The sequence below is a fragment of the Enterobacter sp. CM29 genome, from assembly GCF_013179605.1.
GTDB classification, from domain to species: Bacteria; Pseudomonadota; Gammaproteobacteria; order Enterobacterales; family Enterobacteriaceae; genus Enterobacter; species Enterobacter intestinihominis.
On record NZ_JABMCU010000091.1, the window covers coordinates 1 to 17,741 of the forward strand.

Consider the following 17,741-nt stretch of genomic DNA (forward strand, 5'->3'; position numbering starts at 1 on the left):
CGGACTTAATGGAATCATTCATTGAACCTTTTCGAAGTGAAACTGCATAATTCCTTCCGCAATTAAACGTTGCCAAATGATTTGATGGACAAACTTGCTTACGTCCCTGAGGAGGGATGACCCAATGCAAACATGGAAAAAGAAACTGGTTGTATCACAACTTGCATTAGCCTGCACACTGGCTATCGCTTCTCAGGCCAATGCGAAAGATATATCCGGCACGACATATAATACTTTTGGATATGACAATACTGCGTCCACGCCCTGGTATTATGGTTATGCTGACTGGGATTATTCAGATGCCACACATGATGGTGACATTTATCCAGTCATCAATAAATCAACCGTAAACGGAGTTATTTCGACATACTATCTGGATGATGGTGTCAATGGCCGTGCGAACGCGTTGAGTATTTCTAACAGCACCATTAACGGCATGATCACGTCAGAGTGTATGACCACGACGTGTGCAGAAGGCGTGGATACTGACGGCACTACGCATACCCAGTACGATCGTTTTAGCCTGACTGTTGATAACTCCACCATCAACGATACCTACGAGCATTATGCGTATGATGTCGTTAATGGCGATACCACTGAAACGCATTATCTGGACACCTATGGTCTGGGTAACGCCATCACCCTGGATGTTGAGTCTGATATCGTTATTCAGAACAATTCCCACATCGCGGGCATCACGCTGACGCAGGGTTATCAGGAGCTTGATAACACGCCATACGACGGTGTTGAAGGCGTTGCTAACAGCAGCAATATCTTTACCGATACGCTGGTGGTGAAAGACTCTGTGCTGACCTCTGGCGCATACAGCGATCTGGGCACCAGCGGCTTCTACGGTCAAACGGCGAAGCCGAGCGACTACGGTGAAACCAACGCCACGGCTGCGGATGATGCGGCGCTGATCGTTGCTGCCAGTGCGTCTGATAACGCCATGCAGACCACCGCTACCTTCGATCACTCTACCGTTACGGGTGACATTCTTTTCTCCAGCACCTTTGATAACAACTTCTACGAGAATGGCGATCCGGCAACGGATACCACAGAAGATGGCGTCTATAACCCAACCACCAACGGCTGGGATGGTACCGATAAACTGGATGTCACGCTGACCAACGGCAGTAAGTGGGTGGGTGCAGCGCAGTCCAGCGTTGAAGCTATCGGCACTGCGCAGATGTATGGCCAGGGCTACAGCAACGTAGACTGGCACGCATTGTCCCCGAATAGCATCTGGCCTGATTCTACCTTTGACAGCAACGGTCACGTTGCCGGTGAAGAGGTGTATCAGAGCGGCCTGTTCAACGTGGCGCTGGATAACGGTTCCGAGTGGGATACCCGCAAGATCTCCAACATCGATGCACTGACGGTGAACAACCAGTCTCAGGTCAATGTTGAAAACTCCGGCCTGCTGGCAGATTCCATCACCCTGACCAATGCTTCGACCTTGAATATTGGCGACAGCGGTGCCGTGGCAACCGACAGCTTGTATCTGGATAGCTACAGCCGTGCGGCACTGACTGAAGAGACGGCAGAACTGTATGCCAACACCATTACTGTAGACAACGGTGCAGAGCTGGCGCTGGGTCTGGGTCAGGTTGATACGCACAATATGGTGCTGACCGATGGCGGTGTGCTCAACGTTGCCAGCCGCGATTATGTGCTGAACAGCGACCTGAACAACGCACGCTATATCACCAACGATAGCCATAAAGCGGACTACGACTATGGTGTTGTCGCGCTGAACTCTGACGGCCATCTGGCGGTGAACGGTGACGTTGCCGGTAACTATAAAGTGCGCATCGACGATGCGACCGGTGCAGGCTCCGTAGCTGACTACAAAAACAAAGAGATCATTCGCGTCTATGACAATAACGCGGATACCGCTGCCAGCTTTACTGCGGCAAACAAAGCTGATTTAGGTGCATACACCTATCAGGCGCAGCAGAAGGGTGACACCGTTGTTCTCCAGCAGGAAGAGCTGACTGACTACGCCAACATGGCGCTGAGCATTCCTTCTGCTAATACCAACATCTGGAATCTGCAACAGGATACCGTGGGTACCCGTCTGACCAACAGCCGTCATGGCCTGGCAGATAACGGCGGCGCATGGGTGAGCTATTTTGGCGGCAACTTTGACGCGGATAATGGCACCGTTAGCTACGATCAGGACGTAAGCGGCATTATGGTGGGTCTGGATACTCAGATCGACGGTAATAACGCGAAGTGGATTGTCGGTGGTGCGGCTGGTTTCGCGAAGGGTGATATCAGCAATCGTACTGGTCAGGTCGATCAGGACAGCCAGACTGCGATGATCTACGCGTCGGCGAAGTTCATGAACGACATCTTCCTCGACAGCTCCATGAGCTACACCCGCTTCAACAACGACCTCTCTGCTACCATGAGCAACGGTCAGTATGTTGACGGTAATACCACGACTGACGCCGTTGGTTTCGGGATGAAACTGGGCTATGACTGGAAACCAAACCTGTCTGGCTACGTCACGCCTTACGCGGCGATCTCTGGCCTGTTCCAGTCCGGTGATGACTATCAGTTAAGCAACGACATGCGTATCGATGGCCAGTCTTACGACAGTATGCGTTATGAGCTCGGCGTGGATGCAGGTTATACCTTCAACTACGGTGGCGAGCAGGCATTAACCCCTTACTTCAAGCTGGCTTACGTGTATGACGATGCCGACAACAATGCTGATATCAACAATGACAGCATTGACAACGGCGTGGAAGGCTCTGCGGTTCGCGTGGGATTGGGCACTCAGTTCAGCTTCACGAAAAACTTCAGTGCTTACACTGATGCGACTTATCTGGGCGGCGGCGACGTTGACCAGAACTGGGGAGCAAACCTGGGTGTGAAATATACCTGGTAAGAAAAAAACGCGGGGGATTTTGCCCCCGCTTTTTTATGTGCTTTAAAAATAATAAAGAACCGACATATACAGATGACTTGAGGTATGCATGAACGTTAATGCGAAACCACTTTCTGAATTAAGCCGGCTCATAAAGTGTCTGGAAGTCGCCGGTACCCCATTTAAAACGGAACCACAACAATTTATAACTACCGGCAATAATGATGATGAACCATTGACATTTGTAATACAATCCGGCCTGACAGTCGTTCACCGTAAATCAGATGAATTACTCGTGGGTATTGCACGGGCACCCTATATTCATGGATTAAGTGCATGGATTAATGACAGCTATCTTGAATATTCCCTGATGGCACAAACACCTTGTTCCGGATTTTATTTGCCAGCCTCTACTGCATGCGAAATTATTCAAGAAGCGCAACTCTGGCAAGAAGCATTCTGCTGGCTTTCATGGCTAAATCATTTACTGGGAAAACGTGATATCCAGCTGGTCGGAAATAATTCGTATAGCCAAATTCGGGCGATGCTAATCAATATGGCCGAGTGGGATGACACGCTACGCTCAAAAATTGGTGTGATGAATCATATTCAGCGTAGCACGCGTATATCACGTTCGGTGGTTGCGGAGGTTCTGGCGGCGCTGCGTCAGGGGAACTACATCAATATGAGCCGGGGCAAACTGATCAGTATCAACCGTTTGCCCACGGACTATTAAGCTCAGTTAGCGGCCGTAAGTACCTGCGCTTTATTGGCGCTCAGCTCGGCTACAAGGTTATTTACGCCATCACTCATATTCACGAAGCGGGTGTTCGGTGACCGGGTGACCACCACAAAAGCGCCCACGTTTGATTGCGGAATCATCGCCATGTAGGTGATGAATCCGCCACCCCCACCGGTTTTTTGAATAATACCCGGGCGACCATCTTTTGGCGCCATATATACCCAGCCCATGCCGAGGGCATCGGCTTTACCGGGAACATCCATACCAATGACGCGACGTAACTGAGCACGCTGGTAGATGAGCGTCTGCATTCGGTCGGCCTGATTACTGCGCGCGTAAAAATCCGATGAGAGGAACTGTTGCATCCAGCGCATCATGTCGCCAGGCGTAGAGTAAACCCCACCGCTGCCAATGGCTGCCAGCGTGTTATTACACGGGCTGGCCCCTTTTTCCGCCACCATCAGACGCTTGCACTGGTCCGGGGAGGGGGTGTAAGTAGTATCTTTCATTCCGAGCGGACGCGTGATTTGCTCTTCAAACAGCTGAGGGTAAGGCTTACCTGAAGCCGTTGCTAACGCGTCGGCCAGCAGATCAAACGCCAGGTTAGAATAGCCAGCCTGAGAACCCGGGGCCGATTTCAGCGTTGCGGTGCTCAGGTAGTTCCAGCGTTGTTCGCGAGTTGGCCAGACAAAGACAGGGCGATGCGCAGCGCCACCGGGCTGTTCTCGCGGCAGGGCGCTGGTATGGGTCGCCAGGTTCACCAGCCTGATCGGCGTTCCCTGATATGTCGGAACGCGAGCGCCGGGTGGCGCATATTTGCTGAGCGGATCGTCGAGTTTTACCACGCCCTGATCGAGCAATTTCACCAGCATTTCGCTGGTCATCAGCTTGGTTATCGACGCGACACGGATAACGGAATCCAGCTGCGGGCGAACGTTATTTCCCGGTCGTGTCTCACCGAAGCTGCGAAACACCCGCTGGTTACCGTCGATCACGACCAGCGCCATTCCCGTTGCACCACTGCCGTAATAAATAAGGTTCGCATAGCGATCGGCAATGTCAGAGGCCAGAACCGGTGCCGTCAGAGGCTGTGCTGCCTGGGCGGTGGACAGGCTCACCGCACACAGCGCGGCGAAAGAGAGCAGACAACGTTTCAACGAAAAGCATCCATCCAGTGAATAAGGAGAGTTACGGGTAGTTATACTACTAATCGGCGTCGGGCAATCGTCCGATTTGCATAACGATAGCGAGAAAAACGTAACCGTGGGTAAATTTGCACAATTTACTTACGGCCAGACTCCCATTTTGTGACATCGGGCTTATGATAGTCACCAGTTACATTCATTATTGCGGAGAACGGTATGTCTGAAAAGCGTGTGGTTTTGGTGGTTGATATGCAGAATGGGGTGTTTAAGACGCCGCGCCATCAGAGTGAGAAATGTGTCTCACTGATCAATCAGCTTACCCAGGCTGCTGAGGCCGTTATTTTCATACAGCATACTGAAGCTGGCGGGCTAGAGGAGGGGAGCGAAGGGTTTGCATTGCTGCCCGATCTCAACCAGCCGGCAGGGGCGTTTTACGTCACGAAGACCGCTTGCGATGCCTTCTATAACACTTCGCTCGAGGCACTGTTGCGCGAACAGGAGATCGATGAATTTATTATCTGCGGCTGCGCGACGGATTATTGTGTCGATGCCACCTTTAAAAACGGTGTCAGCCGGGGCTACCACATCACGGTTGCGGAGGATGCCCACACCACGGCCAATCGTCCAGCGGCCGATGCCCAGGTTCTGATCGCGCACTATAACGATGTCTGGCGTAACTTCATCGCCCCTGCCAACCCGCCTTCGGTGAAACGCACCGAAACAATTCTTGAAAACTGGAAAGCGAACTAATAATTCACCCGCAGGTCTGACTTTTTTGCCTGAGCCGGGAGGCTGGCCCAGGCAAGGTTTCGTGTGGCGATATGTTAAACACAGCAACAGCCATAACAACAAGAAGGAAGCACAATGTTTAAGTCTTTTTTCCCAAAGCCGGGGCCCTTTTTCCTGTCGGCATTTATTTGGGCACTGCTGGCTGTCATTTTCTGGCAGGCCGGTGGCGGCGCGTGGCTGACCCGTCTTACGGGGGCAACGGGCGACATTCCCATTAGCGCTGCGCGCTTCTGGTCCATGAGCTATCTGCTTTTCTACGCCTATTACATGCTCTGCGTGGGGCTTTTTGCCATGTTCTGGTTTATCTATTCGCCTCACCGCTGGCAATACTGGTCGATTCTCGGCACGTCGTTAATCATCTTTGTCACCTGGTTCCTGGTGGAAGTGGGCGTGGCGGTCAACGCCTGGTATGCGCCGTTTTACGATCTGATCCAGACGGCGCTGAGTTCGCCGCATAAAGTGACCATTAACCAGTTCTACCATGAGGTGGGGATCTTCCTCGGCATCGCCCTCATCGCCGTGGTGATCGGCGTGATGAATAACTTTTTCGTCAGTCACTATGTGTTCCGCTGGCGTACCGCGATGAACGAACACTATATGGCGCACTGGCAGCACCTGCGTCATATCGAAGGTGCCGCACAGCGTGTGCAGGAAGACACCATGCGTTTTGCCTCTACACTCGAAGATATGGGCGTGAGCTTTATTAATGCCATCATGACGCTGATCGCCTTCCTGCCGGTGCTGGTGACGCTCTCATCCCACGTTCCGGAACTGCCGATTGTCGGCCATCTGCCGTACGGCCTGGTCATTGCCGCGATTGTCTGGTCGCTGATGGGAACGGGACTGCTGGCAGTGGTGGGGATCAAGCTGCCGGGGCTGGAATTTAAAAACCAGCGCGTGGAAGCGGCCTACCGTAAAGAGCTGGTGTATGGTGAAGACGATCCCAACCGTGCGTCACCGCCTACCGTGCGTGAGCTGTTTGGCGCCGTACGTCGTAATTACTTCCGCCTCTATTTCCATTACATGTATTTCAATATCGCGCGCATCCTTTATCTTCAGGTTGATAACGTTTTCGGGTTGTTCCTGCTGTTCCCGTCCATCGTTGCGGGTACGATTACGCTCGGTCTGATGACCCAGATCACCAACGTTTTTGGTCAGGTTCGCGGTTCGTTCCAGTACCTGATTAGCTCCTGGACTACGCTGGTGGAGCTGATGTCCATCTACAAACGTTTACGCAGTTTCGAGCGTGAGCTGGACGATAAGGATTTGCAGGAAGTCACCCATACATTAGGTTAAAAAGGAATTGCTATGCCATTTGCCGTACCACGTGCATTACCGCTGACGTTACTCGCCGCCGTCGTGCTGGCGGGCTGTGCCGAGAAAGGGGCTACCCCGCTCAAAGAAGGGGAGAAGCCCGTTGATGTGGCGAGCGTGGTGCGGCAAAAAATGCCCGCCAGCGTGAAGGATCGCAGTGAGTGGGCTGATGCGCTGGCAACGACCTTCAAAAGTCAGAAGATCGCGCCTACCGAGGAGAACATCTGCTCTGTACTGGCGGTGGCGCAGCAGGAATCGATGTATCAGTCAGATCCTGTTGTGCCTGGCCTGAACAAAATCGCCTGGAAGGAGATCGACCGCCGGGCCGAATCGATGCATATCCCGGTTTTCCTGGTACATACCGCCCTTAAAATCACCTCGCCAAACGGGAAAAGCTACAGCGAACGGCTGGATACGGTGAAAACCGAGAGGCAGCTCAGCGCCATTTTCGATGATTTCATCAATATGGTGCCGATGGGGCAGAAGCTGTTTGGCTCGCTGAATCCGGTACATACCGGCGGTCCGATGCAGGTAAGCATCGCATTTGCGGAAAAGCATACCGACGGCTATCCGTGGGATATCGACGGTACGGTGCGTCAGGAAGTCTTCTCCCTGCGCGGTGGGCTGTGGTTTGGGACGTATCACCTGCTGAATTATCCGGCCAGCTACGATAAACCGCTGTATCGCTTTGCCGACTTTAATGCGGGCTGGTATGCCAGCCGAAATGCAGCCTTCCAGAATGCGGTAAGCCGCGCCAGCGGTGTGAAGCTCGCTTTGGATGGCGATCTCATTGCTTACGGCAGCAGCGAGGCAGGGTCCACCGAACGGGCAGTGCGAAAACTTTCGACGAAACTGGAGATGAGCAACAGTGACATTCGCCGACAGCTGGAGAAGGGTGACAGCCTGGCGTTTGAGAAAACGGATCTGTATAAGCAGGTTTTCGCGCTTGCAGAGAAGAAAAGTGGAAAGGCACTACCCAGAGCCATTCTGCCAGGCATTCAGCTTGAAAGCCCGAAGATCACGCGTAACCTGACGACCGCATGGTTCGCAAAACGCGTGGACGATCGTCGGGCTCGCTGTATGGGACTGTAATCAGTGGCGGTTGCGCCAGCGCAGCACGAGCGCAATCACGCCCAGAACCATGCTGCCCGCGAGGAAGGGAATGAGCCCGAATACGGTGCTCACGCCTAAACCGATTTCAACGCGCGGGCGGCCGGTATCCTGCACCTGCATCAGATGCTCATACACGCCAGGGGCATGCACCAGCATATTCAGCAGTTGGGTTCCTGCCCAGAAACAAAACAGAACAAACAGGGCATAGGCAATATTCCCCGCCGTGGAGGTTTTTGGTTGTTTTCCGCCAAAAATCGGTTTCGACAATGTAAAGTCTGCCATAAGACCTCCCGAAAATATCACTCTGTTTTAATACGCGTCGTACAGGGTGAGTGTGACAGGTCATAGCATTTGTCAATATCAGAATCGTGGGAAATTCGGCTCAGGATTTCTCCTGGATTGTCGATTTCTGCATCACGTCACAAATTGATAACATAAGTGAAACTACGCTGCTTTTCAGAATTTACGTATCCGCCACAGACGGCTTTATCAAACTGTGAGAGGATAGTTTTTTTTCTGCCGGAGTTGTCATGAAGCTCACTTCCAAACTACGCCGTGACTGGCATTACTACGCCTTTGCGATCGGGCTGATTTTTATACTCAATGGTGTTGTCGGGCTGCTGGGATTTGAAGCGAAGGGCTGGCAAACCTATGCGGTTGGGCTGGTGACCTGGGTAATCAGTTTCTGGCTGGCGGGATTCATTATCCGCCGTCGTCCCGATGAGACGACGGCAGAGAAAGCCGACTAACCGTCAGTTAACAGAGCTTTTCAGGGCGCTGTCAGCGGCGTGACGCTCCAGCGCCAGTTCAATCAGGCGGGTGATCAGTTCCGGATAGCTTATTCCGCTGGCCTGCCACAATTTCGGGTACATGCTGATATTGGTAAAGCCCGGCAGGGTGTTGATTTCGTTAATCACTACCTCGTTATCCGCCGTCAGAAACACATCGACGCGCGCCATCCCACTGCATCCCAGCGCCTGATAGGCTTCAACGGCGATCGCCCGGATCTTGTCGTTAACGTCAGGATCGAGCGCGGCGGGAACCACAACCTGGGCACCTTTGTCGTCAATATATTTGGTGTCGTAGGAGTAGAAGTCGCTATTCAGCACCACTTCACCACAGGTACTCGCCTGCGGGAAGTCGTTACCCAGTACGGCGCACTCAATTTCGCGCCCGTTAATTCCCTGCTCAACCACCACCTTGTGGTCAAACTCAAAGGCCAGACGAACGGCATCGTTAAACTGTGCTTCGCTGGTGACTTTGCTGACGCCGACGGACGAGCCCTGATTCGCCGGTTTCACGAACAGCGGCAGGCCGAGTTGCGCCTGGATCTGCGCGAAGCTGTGTTTATCGCGGTTGGCGCGAGTGAGCGTGACGAACGGTGCAATATTCAGACCGGCGTCGCGCAGCAGACGTTTTGTGACGTCTTTATCCATGCAGGCGGCAGAACCCAGCACATCGGAGCCGACAAACGGCAGGTTCGCCATCCGCAACATGCCTTGCAGGGAGCCGTCTTCGCCCAGCGTGCCGTGAACGATAGGGAACACCACGTCAATCTGTGCCAGCGCCTGCGCGTTCCCGGCATCGATAAGCTGTCCCTGTGCCACGCCTGGAACCGTTGCGACGCTGATATCAGAAGGATTAAGGGCGATGCGCGCCGGATCATCAGCGTGTAACAGATACTGGCTGGCATCGTTAACATGCCATTGGCCCTGTTTATCAATGCCCAGCAGCACCACGTCAAAACGGCTTTTATCAATCGCATCAACGATATTTTTAGCCGATTGCAATGACACCTCGTGCTCTGATGATTTTCCCCCAAAGACAATACCTACGCGCTGCTTTGCCATCTCACTCTCTTCCAGTCTGACGAAAAGCCAATAACATACCACGATGCCCGGCGGGTTTCGCGGCCTTCTGCCATAATGTTTGAGGGATGTTGAAGGGGGGCGCGTGAAAGGAAAAGGTCTGCTTATTCTTATTGTTATTGCCGGGATCGCCACGGTGGGCTACCGCTGGTTGCCGCCGCATTACAACCCTTTCGTGCCGCTTACGCTTGACGATCCGCCTGGAAAAATAACCCAGTTTAAACTCCGGCGCTTAACGCCGCAGGCGTGCGAAAACCTGTTAGCGCAGGCGAATCAACGCCAGCTTATCCGTACCCAGGCGGTCGCTGACAGCGCCGGGGAATGTCCGCTGAGTAACGTGGTGCGCGTGCGCGATTTTGGCCCAGTGAGCCTGAACAGCAGCTTCCTTGCCAGTTGCCCGCTGGCGTTAAGCTCGGCGCTGTTTGTCAGCCAGCAGGCCCGGCCGCTCACCAAAACCTGGACCGGCAGCGAGCTTACGCGTATTGAACATCTGGGCAGCTTCGCCTGCCGCAATATCTACAGCCGCCCGGATGCGCGGCGCAGCGAACATGCCACGGCGGATGCGCTGGATATCAGCGCTTTCAGGCTGGCAAACGGACAGCGTGTTACCGTCCTCAACGGCTGGAAAGCGGAAAAGACGCAGCCCTGGCTACAGGCGCTGCTGTCGGCAAGCTGCGGCTATTACGGTAACGGTCTGGGGCCGGACTACAATGCCGCCCATGCCAACCATTTCCATCTGGGAATGCGCGGCTATGGCTTATGTCGATGAAGCATAATCTTCCGCCGAAAATTGGATAGATTGTGACTTATCTCACAAATATGATGACTGGGAAGATAAAACACCAAAGTCTGCAAGGCCGCATCTCTGGCGCTATGTCATTGCGCGTAACTTGCTAATCTGTCGGCGAATTCGCCTAAAAATGAAGACTATTTCTGTTATGGAATCCTGGAAAGTTAACCTCATTTCAGTCTGGTTCGGCTGCTTCTTCACCGGACTGGCTATCAGCCAGATATTGCCCTTCCTGCCGCTTTACGTGTCGCAGCTGGGGGTCACTTCCCATGAAGCGCTCTCTATGTGGTCCGGCCTGACGTTCAGCGTGACGTTTCTGGTGTCCGCCATTGTGTCACCGATGTGGGGCAGCCTTGCGGATCGCAAGGGGCGCAAGTTGATGTTGCTCCGCGCCTCGCTGGGGATGGCGATAGCCATTTTGCTCCAGGCCTTCGCTACCAACGTCTGGCAGCTGTTTATTCTGCGGGCGATAATGGGGCTGACCTCCGGGTACATTCCGAATGCCATGGCGCTGGTGGCCTCACAGGTACCCCGCGAGCGGAGCGGCTGGGCACTCAGCACGCTTTCCACGGCCCAGATTAGCGGTGTAATTGGCGGCCCCCTGCTCGGCGGCTTCCTGGCTGACCATGTTGGGCTGCGTGCGGTCTTTATCATTACCGCCATCCTGCTAACGGTCAGCTTTCTGGTCACCCTTTTTCTGATTAAAGAGGGCGGTCGGCCTGTCGTCAGCAAATCAGAACGCCTGAGCGGAAAGGCGGTTTTCGCCTCGCTACCTTATCCTGGCCTGATGATTAGCCTTTTTGTGACAACGATGGTGATCCAGCTCTGTAACGGCTCGGTGGGACCGATTCTGGCGCTGTTTATCAAGTCGATGGCACCGGACAGCAGCAACATTGCTTTTCTGAGCGGGATGATTGCCGCCGTGCCGGGCGTGTCGGCGCTGATGTCCGCTCCGCGTCTGGGGAAACTGGGCGACAGGATCGGTACGGCACGCATTCTGATGGCAACGCTCATTATTGCGGTGATCCTTTTCTTTGCCATGTCGTTCGTCACAACACCGCTTCAGCTCGGGGTGTTGCGCTTCCTGCTTGGCTTCGCGGATGGTGCTATGCTGCCCGCTGTACAGACGCTGCTGGTGAAATATTCCAGTGACCAGGTAACCGGCCGCATTTTTGGCTACAACCAGTCGTTCATGTATTTAGGCAACGTAGCGGGCCCGCTTATTGGCGCCTCGGTCTCGGCGATGGCGGGTTTCCGCTGGGTATTTGCCGCGACGGCGGTGGTGGTGCTTCTCAATATTATTCAACTGGCCTTTGCCTTGCGCCGTCGCCGGCGAATCGCTGAGGCAAAGTCAGGCCGACAAACACGATAATATATTATTAATTCTTATGATGGCCGCATTTTTATATAACGAAATGCGGCTCCTGTCTTTTAGAAAAACGTTTCGCTTGCGCTCCGAAATATCTTTTTTGGCAGCAATGTCACTTTTGCATAAGATAAAACCAATCCATGCTTTTCATTATTCAGTGAGGGTGTTAATTTCAGGGGAAATCACATAAGGACATAGCACCATGAAAAATCTCATTGCTGAGTTGTTGGTTAAGCTTGCCCAAAAGGAAGAAGAGTCGAAAGAGCTGGTTGCCCAGGTCGAGGCGCTGGAAATCGTTGTAACGGCGCTGCTGCGACAGATGGCAAAACCAGAGCAGGAGGCGTTGATCGACAACGTTGAAGGCGCGCTGGAAAAAGCTCGCCCTGATTCACAGGTGCCCGCAGAGGACGCGGAGCTGCTTCAGCAATACGTAAAGAAGCTTTTAAGGCATCCTCGCAGTTAACCGGCCAGAGGTGAAATGACGTGTCACAGAATTGTCATGCAGGATGCCTGGCGTCGCTCTGTTTTTATTTTTACCCCGTTACCATGGGGAAATTAAAATGAAGCAGAGCACACTTTTCACCGCATTAAACTCGCTCGTAATTACCTCCTCCGTTCCTGCGAAACCGGTTAATAATAATCGCGCTGCGACGGGACTGAAATAACCCTGAATCACGGTGAAAATCATGGCCGCAGGGTGGTTTTTTTCCCGTAACGAACCAGACTTAACGTGGAACTTCACATAAAGGATGGTGCAATGAAAACAACAATACTGGTTACCCTGCTCTCTGGCCTGTGTCTGATCGCCTCAGCACATGCGGAAGAGAAAACGTTAACGCCCCAGCAGCAGCGCATGACGACCTGTAACCAACAGGCGACCTCGCAAAGTCTGAAAGGGGATGCCCGTAAAACGTATATGAGCGACTGCCTTAAAAATGGTACGACCAAACCGGGTGAAAAAAGCCTGACCCCGCAGCAGCAAAAAATGCGCGAGTGCAATGCCCAGGCGACACAGCAGATGCTGAAAGGCGACGATCGCAGCAAGTTTATGAGCGCGTGCCTGAAAAAACAGGCGTAGTGCTAACGGGTGAGTCACGGCTGTGGCTCACCCAAAATTTCATACTTTCCTCGCTATCCCCCTCTCTATAATTTGGGAAAATGTTTCAGAATATTCCCAAAAATGATGAATGATGAGTTTTATGACAATCACGAGAACATTCGGGAAGCGTGGTATCAGCAGCTTTCTCAGGATGACTCATACCGTTCCGGTCTGCGATTTGCCCGGCGAATACGGCTGGCACGCATCGTTGGTCTGGCGGCGCTGTTTGTTCCGCTTGCCAGCGTTCTGGTGAGTCAGCTTCTTTCTGGCGTCTGGTGGTTGCTATTGGTGGGCTGGGTCTTTGTCTGGCCCCATCTGGCCTGGCAGCTGGCTTTTCGTTCGACCTGCCCCCACGGCGGTGAAATCGTTAATCTGAAAATCGATGCCATCATTGCTGGCGTCTGGATGGGATTAATAGGGTTCAATGCGCTGCCAACGGCGGCGCTGATCGTGATGATCGGCATGAACATGATGGGATCGGGGGGATGCCGCTTATTTCTGACAGGACTTGCGCTGCTTGCTCTGTCTGCCCTGCTCACCGTGCAATCCACGGGTACTCCTGTGCTATTGACCTCTGAACCGCTGGCGTTGTGGCTGACGCTCCCCGTGCTGGTGGTCTACCCCATGCTGTTTGCCTGGCTTAGCCACCGCACGGCGATCCGGCTGGCAGAGCATAAGCGTCGGCTTGAGCTGATGAGTACCCGCGACGGAATGACCGGCGTGTTCAATCGCCGTCACTGGGAAACGTTGCTGCGTAACGAATTTGAGGCCTGCCGTCGCAGCCATCGACAGGCGACGATACTGCTCATCGATATCGATCACTTCAAGACGATCAACGACACCTGGGGGCATGACGTGGGGGATGAAGCGATTGTCGCCATCACGCGCCAGCTTCAGCTGACCCTGCGCGCAGGCGATTATATTGGCCGCTTCGGGGGAGATGAATTTGCGGTGATCATGTCAGGCACGCCTGCCGACAACGCGATTGCGGCGATGGCGCGCGTCCATGAAAGGCTGGTCAACATGCCGCTGCACGGAGCACCTATGGCGAGGTTGTGTATCAGCGTTGGGGTTGCCCCCTGGGGGGCGCAGTTCACGCACTATCGTGAATGGCTAAAGGCCGCGGACGTGGCCCTCTATAAAGCCAAAAATGCCGGACGGGGTCGCACCGAAGTGGCCGCCTGACGCCCGGCGTAATGCATCAGGACTTACTCAGCTTCTCTGATTTTTCCATGCATTTTTCCATCGCCTCGATCACGGCGGAGCGGAACCCGCGCTCTTCCAGCACGCGCACGGCTTCAATGGTTGTGCCACCCGGCGAGCACACCATATCTTTCAGTTCGCCCGGATGTTTACCCGTTTCCAGCACCATTTTGGCCGAGCCCATCACCGCCTGCGCTGCAAATTTGTAGGCCTGCGCGCGCGGCATACCGCCAAGTACGGCGGCATCGGCCATGGCTTCGATAAACATAAAGACATACGCCGGGGCAGAACCGCTCACGCCGACAACCGGGTGGATCATCGGTTCGGCAATCACTTCCGCTTCGCCGAAGCAGCGGAAAATGTTCAATACATCCGCCACCTCTTCAGAAGTAACCAGCGCGTTCGGGGTAACGGAGGTCATACCGGCATTTACCAGCGACGGGGTGTTTGGCATGGCGCGAACAATCTTACGGTCGTGCCCCAGCGCGCGGGCGAGCTGGTCGAGGGTCACGCCTGCGGCAATCGACACCACCAGGCTCTCTTTGTTCAGGCTGGAGGTGATCTCGCTCAGGACTTTAATCATGATATTCGGCTTAACGGCGCCAAAGACAATGTCCGCCACCTGAGCCACTTCCTGCGCGCTTTCGGCGGCGTTGATACCATACTCATCACGCAGCGCCGCGACTTTATCCGGGGATGGGGTATAGACCCAAATCTGCCCCGGCAGCACCTGGCCGCTGGCTATCAGTCCACCGAGAATAGCTTTACCCATGTTTCCGCAGCCGATAAACCCGATTTTCTTATCCATCACGTCTCTCCGTTATTATGCGTTGTTATCTCTCATTGATAGCTTAACAACGAAATGCAGGCGACAATAGTCGCCAGAATCATAATGGGGAGACACTATGGCGATTTGGGTTGATGCGGACGCGTGTCCGAATGTGATTAAAGAGATTTTATTCCGCGCCGCCGAGCGGGTGCAGATGCCGATGACGCTGGTGGCGAACCAGAATATCCGCGTGCCGCCCTCCAGGTTCATTCGTTCTCTGCGCGTGCCGGCCGGGTTCGACGTGGCAGATAACGAGATAGTACGCCTGTGTGACGCAGGAGATCTGGTGATCACGGCGGATATCCCGCTGGCTGCCGACGTGCTGGCGAAGGGGGCCGCGGCGCTTAACCCGCGCGGCGAGCGCTACTCTCCGGCAACGATCCGGGAGAAGCTCACCATGCGTGATTTTATGGATACCCTGCGTTCCAGCGGCGTGCAAACCGGTGGGCCGGACAGCCTGTCGCAGCGCGATCGCCAGCAGTTTGCCGCCGAGCTGGATAAATGGCTGCTGGAAGTGAAGCGCCGCCCGGCGTAGCCCACCTCCGGGCTGTTTTGTGGTACAGTGTGACTTCCACAGGCTTGTCATTCCGTACCGCTTTGCAGTAAAGTTAGCGCAACATCTTCTGCAATCATTTCTTTACAGCCTTCAGTTATCCGGCAGCAAGGGGAACACCTGGTTATGAACCCACCCATCTTTTTAGTTGGCCCTCGCGGCTGTGGGAAAACCACCGTTGGTCTGGAGCTGGCGCGTCTGTGCCAGAGTCAGTTTGTCGATACTGACCACTGGCTCCAGGAGAATGCCGGTAAGACCATCGCCGATATCGTGGAGAATGAGGGGTGGGAGAGCTTTCGTGCGCGCGAAACGGCCACGCTGGAAGCGGTGACCGCGCCGTCAACCGTGATTGCGACCGGTGGAGGCATTATTCTGGCGCCGTATAACCGCCAGTTTATGCGCGAAAAGGGTGTCGTAATCTACCTCTGTGCCCCGGTTTCTACGCTGGTGGGGCGGCTGGAGGCGTTTCCGGAAGAGGGGCAGCGCCCGGCGCTGACCGCGAAACCGCTGAGTGAAGAGGTCAGCGAGGTCCTCGCCGAACGCGATGCACTGTACCGCGAGGCGGCACACCACGTTGTGGATGCGTCAGCGTCACCCGAGAAAGTTGCGATTCAGATTATTACCGCCCTGCGTTTGGCTTGCGCCAGCTGACAGCCGTCTATACTCATAGCTCAGACATAAAAAAAGGATGAGCTATGCCAACCAGACCTCCCTATCCACGTGAAGCCCGCATCGTTACCGTTGAAAAAGGTAACGGCGATCAGACCGTAACCTGGTACCAGCTGCGTGCCGATCACCCTAAACCTGATTCGCTGATCAGCGAACATGAAACCGAACAGGAAGCGCTGGATGCGAAACGGCGCTATGAGGATCCTGAGAAGTCCTGACAGGAATCCGAATTCGTTACAACCGTGCCTGAATCACACTTTTAACATATCGCTGATGTTAAGCAGCAGTTAATATTTAGTTATTACAGGTGGATTCGGAAAGGCCAGTCGATCTTTACATTACGGTGTAGAGATCCCCTGCTACCCTTGGTGCTGTTTTGTTGAAAAAATGAACAGTGCAGCGTAGTGAGCCTGTACTTGTGTGGCAGTTGTGGTAGTAACGGAAGGCGATCAAAATGAAGGCGACGTTGGCGATCCTCACGATTGGTGTGGTGCCTGTAAGCGAAGTATTACCGCTCTTAACCGAGCATGTCTCTGAACAACAAATTACGCATCTCAGTCTGTTAGGGAAGCTCAGTCGGGAAGAGGTCATGGAAGACTACGCGGTCGGAGAGGGGGAAGATCCCCTGGCAACGTTACTCAGTGACGGTAAACTGGCGCACGTGTCACGCCAGAAAATTGAGCGCGCGCTACAGGGTGTGATCGAAGTGCTCGACAATCAGGACTATGACGTCATTTTGCTGATGAGCACAGCACCCGTTAAAGGACTCAGCGCGCGTAATGCCATTCTGCTCGAACCGATGCGGATTATCCCCCCGCTGGTGGCGTCAATTGTTGATGGTCATCAGGTGGGCGTGATCGTTCCCGTAGAAGAACTGCTGGATAACCAGACGGTGAAGTGGGCCGCGCTGGAGCACACCCCGTTGTACGCGCTGGCAAACCCGTTCTGGGACAGCGAAGCGAAGCTGATTGCGGCCGGGCAGGAGTTGATCGACAGAGGGGCGGATGTCCTGATGCTCGACTGCCTGGGCTTCCATCAGCGGCATCGTGATTTACTGCAAAAGGCGCTGGATGTTCCGGTGCTGCTCTCTAACGTCCTGATGGCGCGCCTGGCGTCAGAATTACTGGTGTAATGATTTTGCGTGACAGGTCATGAGCATGGCCCCTATAGTGGATTTTTCTCTATAAATATAAGGGCCAGTTCATGCTTCAAAGTAACGAATACTTTTCCGGTAAAGTGAAATCCATTGGTTTTACCAGCAGCAGCACTGGCCGCGCCAGTGTCGGCGTAATGGCGGAAGGGGAATACACCTTTGGCACCGCAGAAGCGGAAGAGATGACGGTGGTCAGCGGCGCTCTGAACGTCCTGCTGCCGGGTGAA

Annotated in this window: 20 protein-coding genes; 16 read left to right on the forward strand and 4 right to left on the reverse strand. The window is 54.0% G+C overall.

Translation table 11 applies throughout. From position 1 onward, the window contains the following. Positions 1-124 precede the first annotated feature (124 nt). Together HP459_RS12815 and HP459_RS12820 are read left to right on the forward strand one after the other, a co-directional pair. A complete protein-coding gene (locus HP459_RS12815) occupies positions 125-2,899 on the forward strand; it encodes an autotransporter outer membrane beta-barrel domain-containing protein (RefSeq protein ID WP_171936290.1) in 2,775 nt (924 codons plus the stop codon). A gap of 88 nt (positions 2,900-2,987) precedes the next feature. Next, positions 2,988-3,614 (forward strand): helix-turn-helix domain-containing protein, encoded by a 627-nt coding sequence (locus HP459_RS12820; protein ID WP_171936291.1) that lies wholly within the window; start codon positions 2,988-2,990, stop codon positions 3,612-3,614. 2 nt (positions 3,615-3,616) lie between these two features. Here the strand turns inward: HP459_RS12820 and ampH are convergent, their stop codons facing one another. After that, the gene (gene ampH / locus HP459_RS12825) at positions 3,617-4,777 is read right to left on the reverse strand and encodes a D-alanyl-D-alanine-carboxypeptidase/endopeptidase AmpH (protein ID WP_022647200.1); all 1,161 of its coding nucleotides are present in this window, start codon (positions 4,775-4,777) and stop codon (positions 3,617-3,619) included. Between the two features lie 204 nt (positions 4,778-4,981). On the opposite strand from ampH, the gene HP459_RS12830 reads away from it, so the two are divergent. The 3 genes from HP459_RS12830 to HP459_RS12840 all read left to right on the forward strand — a co-directional run bounded on the left by HP459_RS12830 (position 4,982) and on the right by HP459_RS12840 (position 7,960). Continuing rightward, complete coding sequence (locus tag HP459_RS12830; RefSeq protein ID WP_023305557.1) at positions 4,982-5,515, forward strand: isochorismatase family protein; 534 nt, start codon at positions 4,982-4,984, stop codon at positions 5,513-5,515. Positions 5,516-5,629: 114 nt separating this feature from the next. Then, on the forward strand, positions 5,630-6,850 hold the full coding sequence (gene sbmA / locus HP459_RS12835) for a peptide antibiotic transporter SbmA (protein ID WP_022647202.1): 1,221 nt from the start codon (positions 5,630-5,632) through the stop codon (positions 6,848-6,850). Between the two features lie 12 nt (positions 6,851-6,862). Next, positions 6,863-7,960, forward strand: a complete 1,098-nt coding sequence (locus HP459_RS12840; RefSeq protein WP_126503132.1) for a DUF1615 domain-containing protein — start codon at positions 6,863-6,865, stop codon at positions 7,958-7,960. Here the strand turns inward: HP459_RS12840 and HP459_RS12845 are convergent, their stop codons facing one another. After that, complete coding sequence (locus HP459_RS12845; protein ID WP_003859159.1) at positions 7,961-8,263, reverse strand: DUF2755 family protein; 303 nt, start codon at positions 8,261-8,263, stop codon at positions 7,961-7,963. 248 nt (positions 8,264-8,511) lie between these two features. Here HP459_RS12845 and HP459_RS12850 point away from each other — a divergent pair, with 248 nt between their 5' ends. Continuing rightward, entirely contained in the window at positions 8,512-8,730 is a 219-nt protein-coding gene (locus tag HP459_RS12850; protein ID WP_022647204.1) for a DUF2754 domain-containing protein, read from the forward strand. Positions 8,731-8,733: 3 nt separating this feature from the next. Here the strand turns inward: HP459_RS12850 and ddlA are convergent, their stop codons facing one another. Then, entirely contained in the window at positions 8,734-9,831 is a 1,098-nt protein-coding gene (gene ddlA / locus HP459_RS12855; RefSeq protein WP_022647205.1) for a D-alanine--D-alanine ligase, read from the reverse strand. Positions 9,832-9,934: 103 nt separating this feature from the next. Between ddlA and HP459_RS12860 the strand changes: the two genes are divergently transcribed. The 5 genes from HP459_RS12860 to adrA all read left to right on the forward strand — a co-directional run bounded on the left by HP459_RS12860 (position 9,935) and on the right by adrA (position 14,292). Then, complete coding sequence (locus tag HP459_RS12860; protein WP_023305560.1) at positions 9,935-10,618, forward strand: extensin family protein; 684 nt, start codon at positions 9,935-9,937, stop codon at positions 10,616-10,618. Between the two features lie 169 nt (positions 10,619-10,787). Then, positions 10,788-12,011, forward strand: a complete 1,224-nt coding sequence (locus HP459_RS12865) for a multidrug efflux MFS transporter (RefSeq protein WP_150312002.1) — start codon at positions 10,788-10,790, stop codon at positions 12,009-12,011. A gap of 199 nt (positions 12,012-12,210) precedes the next feature. Continuing rightward, a complete protein-coding gene (gene iraP, locus HP459_RS12870; RefSeq protein ID WP_003859148.1) occupies positions 12,211-12,471 on the forward strand; it encodes an anti-adapter protein IraP in 261 nt (86 codons plus the stop codon). Between the two features lie 294 nt (positions 12,472-12,765). Then, positions 12,766-13,086, forward strand: coding sequence for a phosphate starvation-inducible protein PsiF (gene psiF, locus HP459_RS12875; protein WP_022647208.1), 321 nt, complete (start codon positions 12,766-12,768; stop codon positions 13,084-13,086). 102 nt (positions 13,087-13,188) lie between these two features. Beyond that, complete coding sequence (gene adrA / locus HP459_RS12880) at positions 13,189-14,292, forward strand: diguanylate cyclase AdrA (protein ID WP_150312003.1); 1,104 nt, start codon at positions 13,189-13,191, stop codon at positions 14,290-14,292. Positions 14,293-14,308: 16 nt separating this feature from the next. On the opposite strand, the gene proC is transcribed toward adrA, so the two are convergent. Next, positions 14,309-15,118, reverse strand: coding sequence for a pyrroline-5-carboxylate reductase (gene proC / locus HP459_RS12885; protein ID WP_038415461.1), 810 nt, complete (start codon positions 15,116-15,118; stop codon positions 14,309-14,311). Between the two features lie 97 nt (positions 15,119-15,215). On the opposite strand from proC, the gene HP459_RS12890 reads away from it, so the two are divergent. The 5 genes from HP459_RS12890 to HP459_RS12910 all read left to right on the forward strand — a co-directional run. Continuing rightward, positions 15,216-15,674, forward strand: coding sequence for a YaiI/YqxD family protein (locus tag HP459_RS12890; RefSeq protein WP_022647211.1), 459 nt, complete (start codon positions 15,216-15,218; stop codon positions 15,672-15,674). A 144-nt stretch (positions 15,675-15,818) separates the two neighbouring features. Next, positions 15,819-16,343, forward strand: a complete 525-nt coding sequence (gene aroL / locus HP459_RS12895) for a shikimate kinase AroL (RefSeq protein WP_023305564.1) — start codon at positions 15,819-15,821, stop codon at positions 16,341-16,343. A gap of 44 nt (positions 16,344-16,387) precedes the next feature. Then, complete coding sequence (gene yaiA / locus HP459_RS12900) at positions 16,388-16,579, forward strand: protein YaiA (RefSeq protein ID WP_003859135.1); 192 nt, start codon at positions 16,388-16,390, stop codon at positions 16,577-16,579. Positions 16,580-16,815: 236 nt separating this feature from the next. After that, positions 16,816-17,493 (forward strand): AroM family protein, encoded by a 678-nt coding sequence (locus HP459_RS12905; RefSeq protein ID WP_003859133.1) that lies wholly within the window; start codon positions 16,816-16,818, stop codon positions 17,491-17,493. 71 nt (positions 17,494-17,564) lie between these two features. Continuing rightward, positions 17,565-17,741: pyrimidine/purine nucleoside phosphorylase (locus tag HP459_RS12910; RefSeq protein ID WP_171936292.1), on the forward strand; the 177-nt coding region annotated here is incomplete at its 3' end.

Coding starts and splice junctions, on each gene's coding strand:
- HP459_RS12815 (WP_171936290.1), top strand. CDS start 125: ATGCAAACATGGAAAAAGAAACTGGTTGTATCACAACTTGCATTAGCC.
- HP459_RS12820 (WP_171936291.1), top strand. CDS start 2,988: ATGAACGTTAATGCGAAACCACTTTCTGAATTAAGCCGGCTCATAAAG.
- HP459_RS12830 (WP_023305557.1), top strand. CDS start 4,982: ATGTCTGAAAAGCGTGTGGTTTTGGTGGTTGATATGCAGAATGGGGTG.
- sbmA (WP_022647202.1), top strand. CDS start 5,630: ATGTTTAAGTCTTTTTTCCCAAAGCCGGGGCCCTTTTTCCTGTCGGCA.
- HP459_RS12840 (WP_126503132.1), top strand. CDS start 6,863: ATGCCATTTGCCGTACCACGTGCATTACCGCTGACGTTACTCGCCGCC.
- HP459_RS12845 (WP_003859159.1), bottom strand. CDS start 8,263: ATGGCAGACTTTACATTGTCGAAACCGATTTTTGGCGGAAAACAACCA.
- HP459_RS12850 (WP_022647204.1), top strand. CDS start 8,512: ATGAAGCTCACTTCCAAACTACGCCGTGACTGGCATTACTACGCCTTT.
- ddlA (WP_022647205.1), bottom strand. CDS start 9,831: ATGGCAAAGCAGCGCGTAGGTATTGTCTTTGGGGGAAAATCATCAGAG.
- HP459_RS12865 (WP_150312002.1), top strand. CDS start 10,788: ATGGAATCCTGGAAAGTTAACCTCATTTCAGTCTGGTTCGGCTGCTTC.
- iraP (WP_003859148.1), top strand. CDS start 12,211: ATGAAAAATCTCATTGCTGAGTTGTTGGTTAAGCTTGCCCAAAAGGAA.
- psiF (WP_022647208.1), top strand. CDS start 12,766: ATGAAAACAACAATACTGGTTACCCTGCTCTCTGGCCTGTGTCTGATC.
- adrA (WP_150312003.1), top strand. CDS start 13,189: ATGATGAATGATGAGTTTTATGACAATCACGAGAACATTCGGGAAGCG.
- proC (WP_038415461.1), bottom strand. CDS start 15,118: ATGGATAAGAAAATCGGGTTTATCGGCTGCGGAAACATGGGTAAAGCT.
- HP459_RS12890 (WP_022647211.1), top strand. CDS start 15,216: ATGGCGATTTGGGTTGATGCGGACGCGTGTCCGAATGTGATTAAAGAG.
- aroL (WP_023305564.1), top strand. CDS start 15,819: ATGAACCCACCCATCTTTTTAGTTGGCCCTCGCGGCTGTGGGAAAACC.
- yaiA (WP_003859135.1), top strand. CDS start 16,388: ATGCCAACCAGACCTCCCTATCCACGTGAAGCCCGCATCGTTACCGTT.
- HP459_RS12905 (WP_003859133.1), top strand. CDS start 16,816: ATGAAGGCGACGTTGGCGATCCTCACGATTGGTGTGGTGCCTGTAAGC.